Genomic DNA, 14,923 nt, shown 5'->3' with positions numbered 1-14,923 from the left:
AACAAAGCAGTAAAAAATATCCCTTTGCGATTCATATCTCACTCTTTAAAAAGGTACACACCATGTTAAAAATAAAAAACTTGAGCCTGATGGCTTGTTGTCTCGTCGCCCTTTTTAGTTTTCATTCTGTGGTTCATGCTCAAATGTCTGAGTTCAGAGATGGCACTGTGATTAAAGGCTTTGGAAAAACCGCGCCTGTGCCCTCTCATGTTTTGCCAGAAAACAGTGCGTTTAACATTACATTTGATGTTGCCAGTACTGGCGGTGCAGGCGAGGTAAATCGCAAGTTTGATAGCTTGGCGCGCTTTATTAACATGCACGCTGCGGCGGGTGTTAAAAAGGAAAATATCCACCTAGCACTTGTTGTTCACGGAAGCGCAATTTTCGATTTATTAAATAATGCGTCTTATCAAGAAAAGTACGACACGCCAAACCCTAATGAACCGCTTCTCAAAGCACTTTTAGAGAATAATGTGCGCGTAATTTTATGTGGTCAAAGCGCCGCTTCAAAAGCGGTACAAAGCGGCCAACTGGTTGAGGGCGTAGAAATTCAACTATCAGCCATGACTGCCCATGCTTTGCTTCAGCAAAAGGGCTATACGGTCAATCCATTCTAAATGTATAAATAGTATACAAAGCCAGACTTATTAGCGGTATTCGCATAATGTGCTGCATACCGCTGATACGAAAGTAAGTTTATTGTGAGTTGTAATACATTAAGGGAAGTGTATTGTTATGAATTGCGTTAAAGCCTTCGTCGGGATTACCCTTTTACTCACTGCCAATAGTGCGCTTGCTGACGTAAAACGTACCCTCGATGAAAATAACCTGAACGGGTATCTGAACAGCTTTAGCAAAGGCCTACCCCATAACCAATGGGGAGTGGTAGATGAACAAGCCTACGAGCGCCTATTATCAGCACTTCAAAAAGGGAATAGTGCGGCGTTTGAAAATGTGCCAAAAGGTGTGAAAGACGGGTTTGGGCTGCGTAACCCACTTGCAGCTTATGCCCAAGTGGCACAGGGCGATAGCCCAGAAACCTTTACAATGCCGCTGGCCCCCGAATTTAATAGCGCATGGCAAGCCGCAGAGGCAACTGAAGTCATGTGGAAAGCGTTACTTCGAGACGTCCCATTTGCACAATACAACAATAGCTTAATGGCTAAAGAGGCCGCAGCAGATCTACAACAATTATCTGCATTTCGTGGACCTACACTTACTACGTCGCAAACGAAAGCTGAAATAAATACGCAAACGTTATTCCGAGGAATAGGCCCTGGCGAAACCGTTGGGCCTTACATTTCACAATTTTTACTGAAACCTATTCCTTACGGTGCAACCACCATTATTCAACGCTACAAAGTGCCTAAACCCGGCAACGATCATCTGACAAATTACAGCGAGTGGCTGCATATTCAAAACGGCGGTAAACCTACAGGTATTACTAAAACAACCTATGAGGCTGACAATCTTTATTTATATAGTGGTAGAGCGTTAGGCGAATACGTTTTACACGATTTTGTGAACATGGCCTATCTCAACGCAGCCCTCATTATTGGGTCGTTTGGTGATGACGCATTTGCCACATCGAATCCCTATCATAAAACTAAGTCTCAAGCACGTGCACCGCTGTTTGGTATCAATCATGCCATTGATCTGTTATCTCGTGTGTCAATGCCGTCTCAGCAAGTCGCGTGGTATCAGAAGTGGCTGGTACACAGGCGTGCGCGCCCTGAAGTTTTTTTTGGGCATATTCATAACCATTTAACAGAAAATGACATTGCATACCCAATACATGAAGCAATGCTAAACGCTAAAGCCCTTGAAAAAGCATTCAAAGCAAATGGAACCTATTTGCTACCGCAGGCTTCACCAAAAGGTGCGCCGCTTCACCCTACTTATCCCGCTGCTCATGCCGTTATGGCTGGCGCTGCTGTCACAATGTTAAAAGCGTTTTTCAAGGGTGATTTTGTTATTCAAGAGCCTGTGATGCCAAGTGCTGATGGCAAGGAGTTACTGCCTTATACAGGCGAGCCCCTTACTGTAGAAAGCGAGCTTAATAAACTCGCCAGTAATATTTCGTTAGGTCGAAATTTTGCAGGTGTGCACTATCGCTCTGATGGCGATCTTGGATTACTGCTAGGCGAAGCATATGCCATCAGTTTGTTAAAAGAAATGGTGCAACATTACCAAGAAGATTTTAGCGGATTTACATTTACTCGTTTCGATGGAACGACGATAACCATAAATCAACTCGCTACGGACTGATAAAAACTCGGGGGATACCTGTTTCGGTGTGCTAACCTTTTAGCTTAACGTCATTTTTTGTGCTGCAAGAAGGCCAGGTATTTCTGTTTGTAGATATACAATATCAAGCTTTGATTGACTCACTTTATCTTTTATCTATTGGCCTAACTGTGTTCAGTGCAACGTGGTTTTTAACGTTTTTCCTCATTATTCACAATGATTTTCGCCGTCTCAATGCTCTTTTAAATGGCGTATCACTGGTCATTCTCGTCACAGCAATATTGAAAGTATTTGTAACCCATGGCGCGTTTGGGCCTATTAGCGGTGCCATTATGAGCTATGGCACACTCACTATTGTTACCGGAGTTTTTATTTTAGCGATTGTACAGGCCTACAGAGGGACGTCCGAAGCAGGGCTCGTAGCCATTGCACTGTCACTGGTTCTCATTAGTATGGTATTTCGAATTGTATTACTGAATCACAATCCGTTTATACAACGCTACGGATTTATTATCGCCTTCGCCATTGAAGCAATAGTACTGGCTATCGCGTTATCAAAACGAGTAAACCGTATTTCAGTCGCCAAGGAGAAAGCAGAAAAAGATGCGAGTATCGACCCTCTTTGCGGCATTGCAAATCGACGAGGATTAGCCAAACAATTAAGTATAAACGGCGAAGACCTCTCCGGCACGTCTTCACGGTTTGCCTCGTTTTACATTGATATTGACAATTTTAAGCAGGTAAATGATAAATACGGTCACGCCGCAGGTGATAATGCATTAACCTGCGTATCAGAGTGTTTAGTCAATAACATGCGTGGCGAAGACATTGTTAGTCGGCTGGGCGGTGATGAATTTATTGCTATCGCCATGTTTGAGAACGAATCTGCAGCTGTCGATAAGTATGAAAAACTCAAGCACGCTTTTGAACTCATTTCCTGTGTTATTGATGGTAAACAGCTCCATCTTTCTGCGAGCGTAGGGTGTGCAACCTTTGAGAAGCTACCAAAGAATATTGATGTATTGACCGCTGCTAGCGACAGCTCAATGTATATAGAAAAAGAGAAGCGAAAAAGCAGTTTGCAGCGCCCTTTAGCGTAACGTGTGTCAACCGACATACTTCAGTAATACTTCTCGAAAGTCATTAATAGAAAATGGTTTTCTTACCACAGCCAGCACTCCCATGCTTTTCAACTCTGCAACTGTAGTGTCTGCCAGGTAACCTGAAGATATCATTGCTTTTACATTAGGTTGAATAGCACGTAACTGGGCCAAAACTTCAGTACCCAGCATCTCTGGCATCATATAATCTACGATAACCATAGCAATATCATGATGCTGCGCTGCATATATTTCAATTGCCTCTTTTCCACTATCAACGGCGATAACCGAATAGCCCAGTACCTTTAATATTTCTTCACATACCTCTTTCACTGACGGCTCATCATCTATGAGCAATATTGTGCCCTTTGATGCAATTTGAGGCTGTTCAGCATGTATTGGTGGCGAACTACTTTCGTGCTCTAATGCAACAACGGGAAGCGTAACAGTAAATGTGGCTCCCTGAGCTGCATGGCCAGTCGTGTTGCTACTCACATCAATGACACCGCCGTGCTGCTCAATGGTACCTTTTACCGACGACAGCCCTAGCCCCGTGCCCTTTCCGTGATCCTTTGTAGTGTAAAAGGGCTCGAAGATTTTGTTCAACTGATCTTCTGGTATTCCATTCCCCGTATCTGAAATAGTGATTTGTATAGCCTCATTGAACGTGTCTGGCTTTAGCTCAGCAAACGGTAGCCGTTCGGTTTCTATAAATATGTGTCCGCCATCGGGCATGGCATCACGAGCATTCAACGCTAAATTTAACAGCGCTGTTTTCATTAACGCCCTGTCCGCCACAACATGATAAGACGAAGAGGCTAAACTGAGTGAAGTAGTGATTTTTTTGCTTATGGTGTGACTGAGAAACTCTTCCATTTCTCTAATCAATTGATGCATGTCTATCGTGGCGAGCTGTAAATCAGTTTTGCGAGAAAAAATAAGCAGTTGCTCTACTAGCTTTTTCGATACTTCCGCTGAGTCTGCAATACGTAGGGCATAGCCAATTATGTCGTTACTCGCTTCGTGATGTGCAATTAAATCTGCGTACCCGAGAATAACCGCCAGCTGATTATTAAAGTCGTGAGCAACCCCACCAGCCAATCTGCCAATCGCCTCCATCTTCTGTGAATGGCGATATTTTTCTTGCAGCTTTTTATAGTCACTGATGTCGCGCACTATCGCAACAAACTGCTTTTCTCCTGAGTGCCCTTCAACCAATTGTAAAACAATACTCACGTCTATGAGGTCACCGTTTTTATGCTGATGCACGGTGTCAAAGTTTAATGTGCCGCCACCGTTTCTAATGAGAGGTAAAACTAGTTCGCGAAACTCGTCTTCAGTAAATTCAGGTTTGATATCGTATGGATGCATGGTTTTAAGCTCGCCAAGCGAATAACCAATTTGGTTCTCAGCCCCCCGATTAATATAGGTAAAGTTAAGCGAGTCTTGGCTAAAGATAAATACGCAATCGGTCGTTTTATCAACAATACTTTTGAACTCGCGAAGCTCCGCCGCCAATGTTTTGTCATCATTGATACTTTTAACAATAACAAGCGCCACTGGCTGGTTATGCAGGTTAGTGACAAAAGAAGAATACTGCACAGGAAACGTGGTGTTGTCTTTATGTATAAAGCGGCTTTCAACAGTACCAGATGAGTGAGAAAGGTATTCGAAAAAAGACGAGAATTGCTCTTTGCAGTATTGGGAGTCTATATCCGATAGTGAAAGCTGATTAATGTCGATAGCGCTACAGCCCACCATAGTCTGAAACGACTTGTTGCTATAGTTAATACGGCCGCGTTGGTCGAAGATAACAACACCGTCCGTCACATTTTCTATCAGATATTTTATCGGCTCTGGGAAGTCCGCATCGTCAAACGATGCGCTTTGCTCACCTAATACGCCAGGCTTATACAACATATTCTCAATACCTTCAGCAAGCAGAGGCTCAACGTTTAAACAAAGTGCTCTTGCCCTCCTTCAGTACTTTTTATTGGGCACATACAAAAGAAGCGCTGCCATTTAGGTAAGAGGGCACCGTTCTCCGCCATTATTGTTGTTAGTGCATTTGCACCAACAACAATAATGGCGGAGTTCACTAGTTATACTTTAGTTTAGTTGGTAAAGCGCACTACGCAATGAATGAATGTGAAAATAACAATACTGCTATTGAGCTTCTGCCGATTGATTTTGGGTTATGTCGAGCCGCATAAGCAATGTCATAACATCGATTGGAGCACTTCATCTTTCTTAATAAAATAATGGTACAACGCTGCAAGTAAGTGAACACATACAACCCCTATGAGCACCAAAGCAATGTATTCATGAGTCATGCGAAAAAAGGCAAACATATTTATATTCGGCGTCATTGCTGCAGGAATAGTGATTATTCCAAATATAACCACAGGTTGTGCTGCAAAATATTGCATCAACACGCCGCTAATCGGTAGTGCAAACATGAGCAAATAAAGTACATAGTGCGATAACGTCGCTGCAAATCGCTGTATTGTTGTTACTGATAAAGGCAGCGATGGCGTATTGGATGTCATTTTAATAGCTAATCGAATGCAAACCAGTACTAGCGCAAATGCACCAAAGCTTTTATGTAAAGCAAGCAAGGTGGGCTGCCAGACGGCGAGAGACTCAATCATTACTAAACCTGCCGCTACCATACTAATAAGCAGCACTGCCATTGACCAGTGCAGTAAACGCATAGAGGGCGGAAATTTTTCTCTGTTTTTTTGCTGCATCATTGCCCTCTTTCCTTATTAAGCGCACCATTAAACTCTTCTATTGCGCGGCGTTTGTAAGATTCTGCGTAAGCTGCTGACCGGGCCTTTAAGATAGGATCATCCGTTGCCGACATGCCTTGTGGCAGCACATTGGGGTCGAAGTTTGTGCCATGGCATTTTCCTTGTAACTGCTCTTGCCAGTCGTAAATAACGATTTGTCCAGCGGAGACTGTGTAGCGGGTTTCTGGCCATTTAACGGCAGGGTTGTTTGGGTCGTCGCTAGCGTCAGCAAACTGAAAAAGCCAATTAAAAGAAATAGGTTTTGCGTTCAGCTGTTTTTTCAACATGTTGTGTAATGCATTGTCACCCGTTTCTGGCGGAAACGTTGCTGCAGTTGCAGGTGAAACAGACCAACGCACGGCGTGCTTCGTAGTGCCTTTTTCTAAGTAAAATGCATTGATACTATGATAGGTTTCGTCGCTAAAGCTATTTGCTGGCGAATACTGTGCTTTCCAAGAAAGAAAGTCTTCACTTTCTGGGTGGGCGTTAAAAAATGAGGCAATAGCTTCTGGTCCAGATTTTATTGCTACAAGTTGCGCATAAAAATCTTGCGGGTTAGTTACCGCCATCACTGGCGGTGTGTTCATTGCTATACGCCATTGGTTACTAGCCGAAAGGGTAAAATTAAGCGCCAAACTTCTCACCGGCGCTTTTAAATCCGCCCCATGAGGATCATTTCCTGCTATAGAAAATCGACCAATAAATGGTGTCTTCCCTTGTGCAAATAACGACGCCGATGTGAATTCAGCAAGCTTACCATTTGAGATAAATTCGCCAGTCACACAGACTCCTTTTGCATGTGCCCGTCGATAACCTTTGTGCGGATGACCTCCTTGCTGCAAATTTACAAAGTCTTGTGCAGTCACTGTTGTTGATAAGTTTGCTTGCTCTGCTAGAGCAGTTGAGGCATTTAAGACTAGTCCTACCGCAATTGAAGCACTTATAACGCGTTTAACAACAAGGTTCATATTCTTCTCTTCTTGCTGTCGATTTACATAACAGCATTCTGGCATTTCAATTATTAAGATAGTAGACACGACATTTCGACAAAAAATTTCATTACTTGATTGTTGGCGTGAAAACAGGAAGTAGGTTAATGAAAACAGATAGAGTTAGTCCTATGACTTACTTCGCACTGTGGGTGTCGAGTCAATTGCAGTACTTTACATGCCCTAGCGCTAACATACACTTTTTATCCTTATGACAATTGGCAGCGCTTGATATAAGACTTTCTTTATGTATGCTACTATTGCGTTGTTGTTATTTAATTAAGCATTTGATTTAGGATGGAAAATGAAAGATAAAATACTCTCCATTACGCTAATTTGTATTATCGTGCTTAAAATTGCAGACTTAAGTGCAGATGTTTCCGACGATGCTAGCGTTACCCACCTAATTCAAGAGTCTATCTTAATTTTAATTTCTTCTGCGCTTTTTCTCTTTCTAATATTTGATATTCGCCAACGGTCAAACGACGCAAAAGCATTAAAAGCAGAACTCGCGGCTTCGTCTGCGAGAGAGCAAAAGGTAACCGCCGAACTGCAACAATCGAAACAGCATTTCTTAAAAGCGATTCAAGCGCAATTTGATGTTTGGGGCTTAACACCGAGTGAGAAAGAAGTGGCCATGTTTTTATTGCGAGGCTTAACGCTTTTAGAAATTGCAGAAATGCGGAGTACTTCAGAGAAAACTATACGCCACCATGCGTCAGCCATTTACCGCAAAGCGGATTGTAAAGGCAGGCATGAACTAGCGGCTCTATTTTTTGAAAACTTAATTTAAATCAAAAATTTACAGCTTTTATAGGCGGTTTAACCTAGGTTATTAGGTGTTATGCCCGATATCTTTTCTGACTTATTTACCGTATTGTCGTTGGTGTCTGTGAACATGAATGCACCTAAAATATATGCGTGCGTTTCTACAACGAGAACTTATGACTCACTACTCAACATTCCTCATTTTTTTCGTTCTACTGTTAACAAGTGGTAACGGTATTGCGAAAACGTTACCCGATATCTATAGCGAAGCTCGCGGGCGACTTACCCAACGCTATCAGAACAATCCCGACCACGTAGAGCGTGAAGCAAAAGCAGTAAGTTATTGGCTACAAGGGCCGGCATCGCTGCAACTTATTGCGCTACCAAGCAATACCAGTAATGGCGAAGACGAGTACGAAGTTGGCGTGTTTTTACCCTTTAGATCCCCTGCAGGCCGAGCCCTTGATAAGCAGCAAACCGAATTGACCGAGCGGTTTATCAAAGCACGGGAAAAACGGTTTTCACTATTAGCAAGCGGCCTGTTGAGAGAAGCACTATGGCGACTAAAGATGGCTCAAACCGAATTTAAAGGATTAGAGAAAAAGCAGCAGTGGATTGAATCGTTAGACACCACCCTACAAAAGCAGGCGAATAGCGGTGAACTTGACCGCGCTACACTGTTGCGGTGGGAGCAAGAAAAACTGTCTCATCAACTCACACTATCCCAAGCGAGAATTACGCTAAACAATACGCAACAACGCTATCGAGACATTGCAGGAACACAAGACCTGCCTGATTCACCTGAAGAAGCAGTGGTCGCGAATATTGATAGCGCAATTCAAACACACCCCGAGCTCACTTTACTGTTACTAAGTCAGCAACAATTGAATATGAATTACGACTTGGCCGATCAGTCGCTCTCGCCCTGGACACTAGGCATAATTGCACGCCAGTTAAAAGGGCCTACTGGCAACGATAACTTGCTTGGCGTGAGTGTGAATATACCGCTCACTGGAGGCGATACCACCTCGGTGAACGATTACGCGCTTTGGCGAGACGCTAGCAATGCATTAAACGGTGCACTTGCTACCACCTATGCTCGCATACAGCAACAGCGTAGCGAAGCCACCGCTAACTTCGAATATGCAAAAGAAGCTGAAAAGGTATTATCAAAGCAAGTGGCCCTAGGTAAAGAAATTGCAACCCTGTATTCGAAGCAGGCCAGCAGCTTACCCAAAGTAGTATGGTTAGAGCAGTTGCTTGCACAGCAAGATACAATGTTAACGCTAGAAAAAATGAAAGTACGTCGCGCGGAAGCGGCGTCTAAACTCAATCAGATTGCAGGAGTTGCACTGTGAACCACGCTATTTTTCGCCATATATTAGTATTGTTTTCGATCGCGTTTGCGTGTGGTGTGCATGCAGGCAACTCAGTGTCGCTAGATAAATTAGGTAAGCTATCGCTTACTTACTCTTCAATCAACGCAATTGGTGCGATAGAAAAGCCGGCTTCCACAGCCATGGTTTCGGCATTACCACGTTCACCACTTCGCATCATATCGCCCATGAACCCGCAAAAAATAGATTATTTAGTGGCGCACGGCGAAAGCGTGACTCAGCACCAGCGCATTGCCATACTCAGTGGCAGCGAAGTTCATCACTTTCGCGATAATTTAGCCGCTAAAACTGCACTTTTAGCGATAACCACATCCCGTTTTAATAAAAACCGCGAGCTTGCATCGATCAATGCCATCCCCCAAGACAAGTGGCTTGATATTGCTCAGCAATATTATGATGCGCAACTTACGTGGGGGCATCTGAATCATTTCGCTGACATGTTTGAACCTCATGAAGACGACGACATGGGCTACCTATTAGCGCCAACAGAAGGTGTGTTTCTGCTGCCTGATCAAGCATCTACTGATACAGAAACTCAATTAGGTGCCATTGTTAGTCCAAACGACGTTCGCCTTTCTACACTTATTCATACGCTTAACAGCGACGTTGCTGAAGCCATAAACACTGCCTCGTGCAGTGTTGACATTGAAAAAGTAGAAAAAATTAACCATCGCTTTTTTGTGCGCGTGTGGTCTGCGCCACTGCCTGAAGGCTGTGCACTGCAACTTGGCGCACAAGTGAATGCTCGGGTGCAGCTTTCCGTCTCTGCACTTACCGTTCCCGCTGACAGTGTGTTCTATTTACATGGCCAAGCTTCCATCTTTTTACGTCGTGCTAACGTGCTTGAAGCGATTCCCATCACCCTTCTCGGTCACGCTGATAAAGATAATGCTGTTTTTACAGCACCCGGGCTAACAAATAGCGATGAAGTACTCACGTCTGCAGTAAGCGCTGTGCAGGGTATTTTATTGGGCCTTGGGGGTATTGAATGATAGGCCGCATTATTCAGTTTTCCCTTGTTCAACGACTTTTCATATTGTGTGTGTTTTTAGCGTTAGTCCTCTTTGGTTTCCGTGCTTGGCAAACACTACCGGTAGACGCATTTCCCGATATATCACCTACTCAAGTGAAAGTGATCATGAAAGCCGATGGCATGACCGCAGAGGAAATGGAAGCGCAAATTACTCAACCCATTGAAGTGGAGCTATTGGGTATACCCCATCAAACCATTCTGCGCTCAACTACGAAATACGCCATTACGTCTATTACCCTAGATTTTGAAGAAGGCACGGATATTTACTGGGCTAGACAACAAGTGAGCGCTCGGCTAGCCGCTGTTAGCTCAATATTGCCCAGCATGGTAGAGGGCGGCCTAGCGCCAATGAGCACGCCCCTATCTGAAATGTTCATGTTCACCATTGAGAACCCCTCGTTATCGTTGCAAGAGCGAAAATCGATACTTGATTGGGAGATAAGACCGGCGCTTCGCACCGTAGCGGGTGTGGCAGACGTAAACGTATTAGGTGGCTACACCAGAACCTTTCAGTTTGCCCCCGACATTGCCAAATTAAATGCGTTTGAATTTGATATTGACCAGCTATCGAGTGCTTTGCAGCAAGCCAATATAAACGGCAGTGTGGGTCGAATAAAGGCAGGTGTCGATTCGCTGGTAATACGCACCGAGGGGCGCGCTACGTCTATCGACACACTGGGCAATATAGTGGTTGGTAACTATCAGAACGAACCTATTGCACTCAAACAGTTAGGTACCATTTCACTGGGTAGTTTAACCCGTTACGGTGGTGTCACCCGTGATGGAAAAGAGACGACACAAGCCCTTATTGTTGCTTTAAAAGACAGCAATACCGCTGAGGTTGTCAGCAACGTAATGACCAAGTTAGACGCCATTGAACAAACCTTACCCCCAGGCACAACCCTTGATGTTTTTTACAATCGCAAAACGCTCATTGATACTGCGGTAGGCACCATTACTAGCGCGCTAGGGCAGGCAGTCATTATCGTTGTATTAGTACTTGGGCTGTTTTTAGGTAACGTACGCGCTTCCTTTGTTGTTGCACTTGTTATACCCGTTGTGGTGCTACTTACGTTTTTGGCCATGAAAGTGACTGGTTTAACCGCAAACTTAATGAGTCTTGGCGGGCTGGTTATTGCCATAGGCATGCTGGTTGATGGTGCCGTAGTGGTAGTAGAAAACACCGTATCTCAACTTGGTAAGGCACAACACTTACCCCGCTTACACCTCATATATAGAGCAACACGGGCCGTTGCTGTTCCGGTAATAGCAGGCACAGCCATTGTTATTGTTGTTTTTGTGCCCTTACTTACCCTTACGGGGCTAGAAGGAAAACTCTTTTCACCCGTAGCTATGACCATTGTGTACGCCATGCTTGCCTCAGTATTCACTGCGTTAACGCTTATTCCTGTTGTAGCCTCTTTTGTGCTTACCAATAAAGACGGTGCTACACCGAGTTACTTAACTAAACTTCAGACACTCTACCGTCACTCTCTGGACATACTGCTAACCCACAGTAAATGGCTGGTAGCCAGTGTGCTAGGCCTTCTAGTATTGAGCGGCGTATTGTTCAGCTATTTAGGCAAAACCTTTATGCCTGTGATGGACGAAGGCGACATTATTGTGCAATTGGAAAAATCGCCCACCATCTCATTAGCCTCATCGCTAGCATTAGATAAACAGGTAGAGCTCGCGTTGTTGTCTGAATTTCCGGAAATACAGCATATAGTGGCAAGAACGGGGTCTGACGAATTAGGGTTAGATCCAATGGGGCTTAATGAAACCGATATATTTATGCAGCTTTCATCGCCCGACACGTGGCGCTTTGACAACAAGAGTGCACTGGAAGCAGCTATTCGCGATACGCTTGCGCACTTTCCTGGTATGAATATTGGGTTTACCCAGCCTATACAAATGCGCGTGTCAGAAATGCTTACCGGCACAACAGGCACTCTGGCAATTAAAATCTTCGGTAACGATTTTACCCAATTATCGACCATAGCCAACGACATTGCCGACGTAGTTCGCGACCAAGATGGCGCCGTAGACGTAAACGCTACACTTATTGAAGGCGGTGACTTTCTTAGCGTAATCCCCAAACCAGGGGTTGCATTAACCTATGGCATGAATACTTCCTCTTTGTCGCAATATGTAAAGATGCAAATATCGGGGCTTCACGTAGGAGACGTTATACAGGGGCGCGTAAGAACACCTATTTATTTTGGCGACCTTGAACGCGGAGAAGCTTTGCTCACGTCACCAGCGCAATTAAATGACTTAATGGTTCTAATGCCAAATAATGCAATGCTGCCTTTGTCTACCCTTGCTGATATTCAGCGTACTCAAGGTCCTGCCATTATTGAGCGTGAGAAAGCACTTCGCTTCTCTGTAGTTACATCGAATGTAGAGGGCCGCGATCTAGTCGGTTTTGTCGATTCAGTGCGCAACGCAGTTGATAGCGACATCAATCTGCCCGCAGGTTATTCAGTAGAATATGGTGGTGAATTTGAAAATCAAATACGGGCCAGTAACAACCTGATGACTGTTATCCCCATCGTAATAGTCGTTATTATTCTTATTCTGTTTACCATATTCGGAAGATGGTCATTAGCCCTTCTCATTCTTGCTAACGTGCCGTTTGCTCTGATGGGTGGAGTATTTGGATTATTTGTTACCGGTGAATACCTATCGGTACCCGCCTCGGTTGGATTTATTGCGCTGTTAGGCGTAGCCGTACTCAATGGCGTAGTGATGATTTCGTATTATGAAGATTTAAAAGGTAAAGCGATGCCGCTTTACGAATTAGTAAAAAGCGGTGCCGTAGCAAGATTACGACCTATTTTGATGACGGCAACAACGGCGATGTTTGGCTTACTTCCCCTTGCATTTGCTAGTGGCCCAGGCGCTGAAATACAAAGGCCTTTGGCTATTGTGGTTATTGGCGGGTTAATAACCTCTACGTTTATAACACTGTACTTATTGCCCATTGGCTACTATTACTGGGAGCGCAGAAAACATGCCTGAAACAGTCAATCTTACTGTTTATGTGGAATATAAACGCAAAGAAGACGTAATAGATTGCTTATTACCACTTACGTGCATTTCTGGCTTTTCAATATCGCCATGCTTTGGTTACAGTCGTGACAATGCCAAACTGGACCTTGCTGAACAGGTAGCTGGCGGGCGGCAGCTTTGGAGGCTTGATGTTTTGCATAGCGATATAGACACCAGTACGATTATCGACGCACTACGCACTGTTAATACACATAATCCTATGCGTTATATGGTATCACCTGTTATTGCATATGGGCATATTTGACCCACCTTTAAACCACAAATACATAGACTCGAATTACGAACTAACGTGCACTATCCGGCGGCGCCACTACCTGTCGATCAAAACTAAATAGCCACTAATCAACTTATAGTTTAGTAATCAAATTTATGATGGGAATTTGTCAAAAATCACCACAAATAAAATGCGTTTCGCTTTATAGTTAACAGCACATTTACATTTTCACAAATGCTGATTCATTAAGCTAATTTTTTCTGCGTTAATGAATGTAAGCCATCGCTAAGTATGCAATCACTTTGGCTAGCCATAAAGGAATACCATGAAGGAGCTATATGAAAGGATTGTCACCAACCTACTTATTAACTGAATTGTTGGATGTTAACGCTTTAGAAGATGACGAATTTTTAGGTCATAAATTGGCGTCGTCAACTGGCCGAGTTTTCGGAGGCCAAGTATTAGCACAAGCGTTAATGGCAGCGTCGAAAACGGTATCAGCCGACAAACTTGTGCACTCTTGTCATAACTACTTCATTCGTCCAGGTGACTGCGATAAAGACATAACCTACAACGTTTACCGCGACCTTGACGGCCGCAACTTTAGCAACCGAAGAGTGGTTGCTCTTCAAAACAATAAACCTATTTTTAATTTGATTGCCTCATTTCAAGGTAATAGCGATGGGTATCAACATCAAATTGACATGCCAGCTGATATTCCTCCACCCGATGACTTGCTTAACGAAAATGCATTGGCTGAAAAACATAAAGCCTCTTTGTCGGAGCATGTTTATTCTATGCTAAACCGCTACCGCGCTATTGAGGTAAGGCCAATCAACGAAGAGGCCCACTTTTTAAGAAGCGACAAAAAGCTGAGTCAGGCTGCGTGGTTTCGTGCAAAAGAAACACTGGCAAACAATGCCAGGCTGCACCGAGCCATATTGGCTTACGCTACCGACTTAACCTTATTAAGCACAAGTGGCCGCCCACACGGCATGCTGTGGATGGATGAGAATGTAGCGACTGCCAGCATAGACCATACCGTGTGGTTTCATGCCAACGACATTCAAGTAGACCAATGGTTGTTATATTTGATGGATACGCCGTGGTCGGGTAATGGTCGAGGGCTTAACCGCGGCAGCATTTTTACGCAATCTGGTGAGCTAATAGCGTCGGTTGCACAAGAAGGGTTAATTCGTATTAAGTAGTGTTTCATAGGCCAAAGCTAACGTAGTTTTACCCCGTTTTACTAAAATAGCGAGTCTATGCTCGCTATTCTTAAGCCAGTGCTCGCGCTTAAATAGCAAC

12 protein-coding genes are annotated in these 14,923 nt (G+C 44.0%); 9 read left to right on the top strand and 3 right to left on the bottom strand.

Going from position 1 to position 14,923, the window contains the following annotated elements; all coding sequences use genetic code 11:
• Positions 1-62: 62 nt before the first annotated feature.
• The 3 genes from ACOJR9_RS00650 to ACOJR9_RS00640 all read left to right on the top strand — a co-directional run bounded on the left by ACOJR9_RS00650 (position 63) and on the right by ACOJR9_RS00640 (position 3,347).
• Positions 63-617 carry a DsrE family protein gene (locus tag ACOJR9_RS00650; protein WP_420934520.1) on the top strand — a complete coding sequence of 185 codons (555 nt, stop codon included), beginning with the start codon at positions 63-65 and terminating at the stop codon, positions 615-617.
• 118 nt (positions 618-735) lie between these two features.
• The gene (locus tag ACOJR9_RS00645; protein WP_420934519.1) at positions 736-2,268 is read left to right on the top strand and encodes a hypothetical protein; all 1,533 of its coding nucleotides are present in this window, start codon (positions 736-738) and stop codon (positions 2,266-2,268) included.
• Positions 2,269-2,327: 59 nt separating this feature from the next.
• Positions 2,328-3,347, top strand: a complete 1,020-nt coding sequence (locus ACOJR9_RS00640; RefSeq protein WP_420934518.1) for a GGDEF domain-containing protein — start codon at positions 2,328-2,330, stop codon at positions 3,345-3,347.
• A 6-nt stretch (positions 3,348-3,353) separates the two neighbouring features.
• On the opposite strand, the gene ACOJR9_RS00635 is transcribed toward ACOJR9_RS00640, so the two are convergent.
• From ACOJR9_RS00635 to ACOJR9_RS00625, 3 genes are all read right to left on the bottom strand, one after another.
• Positions 3,354-5,267, bottom strand: a complete 1,914-nt coding sequence (locus ACOJR9_RS00635) for an ATP-binding protein (RefSeq protein ID WP_420934517.1) — start codon at positions 5,265-5,267, stop codon at positions 3,354-3,356.
• A 299-nt stretch (positions 5,268-5,566) separates the two neighbouring features.
• Complete coding sequence (locus tag ACOJR9_RS00630; protein ID WP_420934516.1) at positions 5,567-6,100, bottom strand: cytochrome b; 534 nt, start codon at positions 6,098-6,100, stop codon at positions 5,567-5,569.
• Positions 6,097-7,176 (bottom strand): catalase family peroxidase, encoded by a 1,080-nt coding sequence (locus ACOJR9_RS00625; protein ID WP_420934515.1) that lies wholly within the window; start codon positions 7,174-7,176, stop codon positions 6,097-6,099. The genes ACOJR9_RS00630 and ACOJR9_RS00625 overlap by 4 nt, the downstream gene beginning before the upstream one ends.
• A gap of 256 nt (positions 7,177-7,432) precedes the next feature.
• Between ACOJR9_RS00625 and ACOJR9_RS00620 the strand changes: the two genes are divergently transcribed.
• The 6 genes from ACOJR9_RS00620 to ACOJR9_RS00595 all read left to right on the top strand — a co-directional run bounded on the left by ACOJR9_RS00620 (position 7,433) and on the right by ACOJR9_RS00595 (position 14,823).
• Positions 7,433-7,921, top strand: coding sequence for a helix-turn-helix transcriptional regulator (locus ACOJR9_RS00620; protein WP_420934514.1), 489 nt, complete (start codon positions 7,433-7,435; stop codon positions 7,919-7,921).
• A 151-nt stretch (positions 7,922-8,072) separates the two neighbouring features.
• Positions 8,073-9,254, top strand: coding sequence for a hypothetical protein (locus ACOJR9_RS00615; protein WP_420934513.1), 1,182 nt, complete (start codon positions 8,073-8,075; stop codon positions 9,252-9,254).
• On the top strand, positions 9,251-10,285 hold the full coding sequence (locus ACOJR9_RS00610; RefSeq protein WP_420934512.1) for a hypothetical protein: 1,035 nt from the start codon (positions 9,251-9,253) through the stop codon (positions 10,283-10,285). The genes ACOJR9_RS00615 and ACOJR9_RS00610 overlap by 4 nt, the downstream gene beginning before the upstream one ends.
• The gene (locus ACOJR9_RS00605; RefSeq protein WP_420934511.1) at positions 10,282-13,350 is read left to right on the top strand and encodes an efflux RND transporter permease subunit; all 3,069 of its coding nucleotides are present in this window, start codon (positions 10,282-10,284) and stop codon (positions 13,348-13,350) included. The genes ACOJR9_RS00610 and ACOJR9_RS00605 overlap by 4 nt, the downstream gene beginning before the upstream one ends.
• Positions 13,343-13,645 carry a DUF3240 family protein gene (locus ACOJR9_RS00600; protein ID WP_420934510.1) on the top strand — a complete coding sequence of 101 codons (303 nt, stop codon included), beginning with the start codon at positions 13,343-13,345 and terminating at the stop codon, positions 13,643-13,645. The genes ACOJR9_RS00605 and ACOJR9_RS00600 overlap by 8 nt, the downstream gene beginning before the upstream one ends.
• A gap of 308 nt (positions 13,646-13,953) precedes the next feature.
• The gene (locus ACOJR9_RS00595; RefSeq protein ID WP_420934509.1) at positions 13,954-14,823 is read left to right on the top strand and encodes an acyl-CoA thioesterase; all 870 of its coding nucleotides are present in this window, start codon (positions 13,954-13,956) and stop codon (positions 14,821-14,823) included.
• Positions 14,824-14,923 lie beyond the last annotated feature (100 nt).

Source organism: Alteromonas ulvae (assembly GCF_048987005.1).
Lineage (GTDB): Bacteria > Pseudomonadota > Gammaproteobacteria > Enterobacterales > Alteromonadaceae > Alteromonas.
The sequence above is the reverse complement of the archived record's forward strand: the minus strand, read 5'-3'. Positions and strand labels throughout refer to the sequence as shown.

Excerpts from the sequence above, each read along its gene's own strand:
- ACOJR9_RS00600 (WP_420934510.1), top strand. The coding sequence starts at position 13,343 with ATGCCTGAAACAGTCAATCTTACTGTTTATGTGGAATATAAACGCAAA.
- ACOJR9_RS00615 (WP_420934513.1), top strand. The coding sequence starts at position 8,073 with ATGACTCACTACTCAACATTCCTCATTTTTTTCGTTCTACTGTTAACA.
- ACOJR9_RS00605 (WP_420934511.1), top strand. The coding sequence starts at position 10,282 with ATGATAGGCCGCATTATTCAGTTTTCCCTTGTTCAACGACTTTTCATA.
- ACOJR9_RS00645 (WP_420934519.1), top strand. The coding sequence starts at position 736 with ATGAATTGCGTTAAAGCCTTCGTCGGGATTACCCTTTTACTCACTGCC.
- ACOJR9_RS00620 (WP_420934514.1), top strand. The coding sequence starts at position 7,433 with ATGAAAGATAAAATACTCTCCATTACGCTAATTTGTATTATCGTGCTT.
- ACOJR9_RS00650 (WP_420934520.1), top strand. The coding sequence starts at position 63 with ATGTTAAAAATAAAAAACTTGAGCCTGATGGCTTGTTGTCTCGTCGCC.
- ACOJR9_RS00595 (WP_420934509.1), top strand. The coding sequence starts at position 13,954 with ATGAAAGGATTGTCACCAACCTACTTATTAACTGAATTGTTGGATGTT.
- ACOJR9_RS00630 (WP_420934516.1), bottom strand. The coding sequence starts at position 6,100 with ATGATGCAGCAAAAAAACAGAGAAAAATTTCCGCCCTCTATGCGTTTA.
- ACOJR9_RS00635 (WP_420934517.1), bottom strand. The coding sequence starts at position 5,267 with ATGTTGTATAAGCCTGGCGTATTAGGTGAGCAAAGCGCATCGTTTGAC.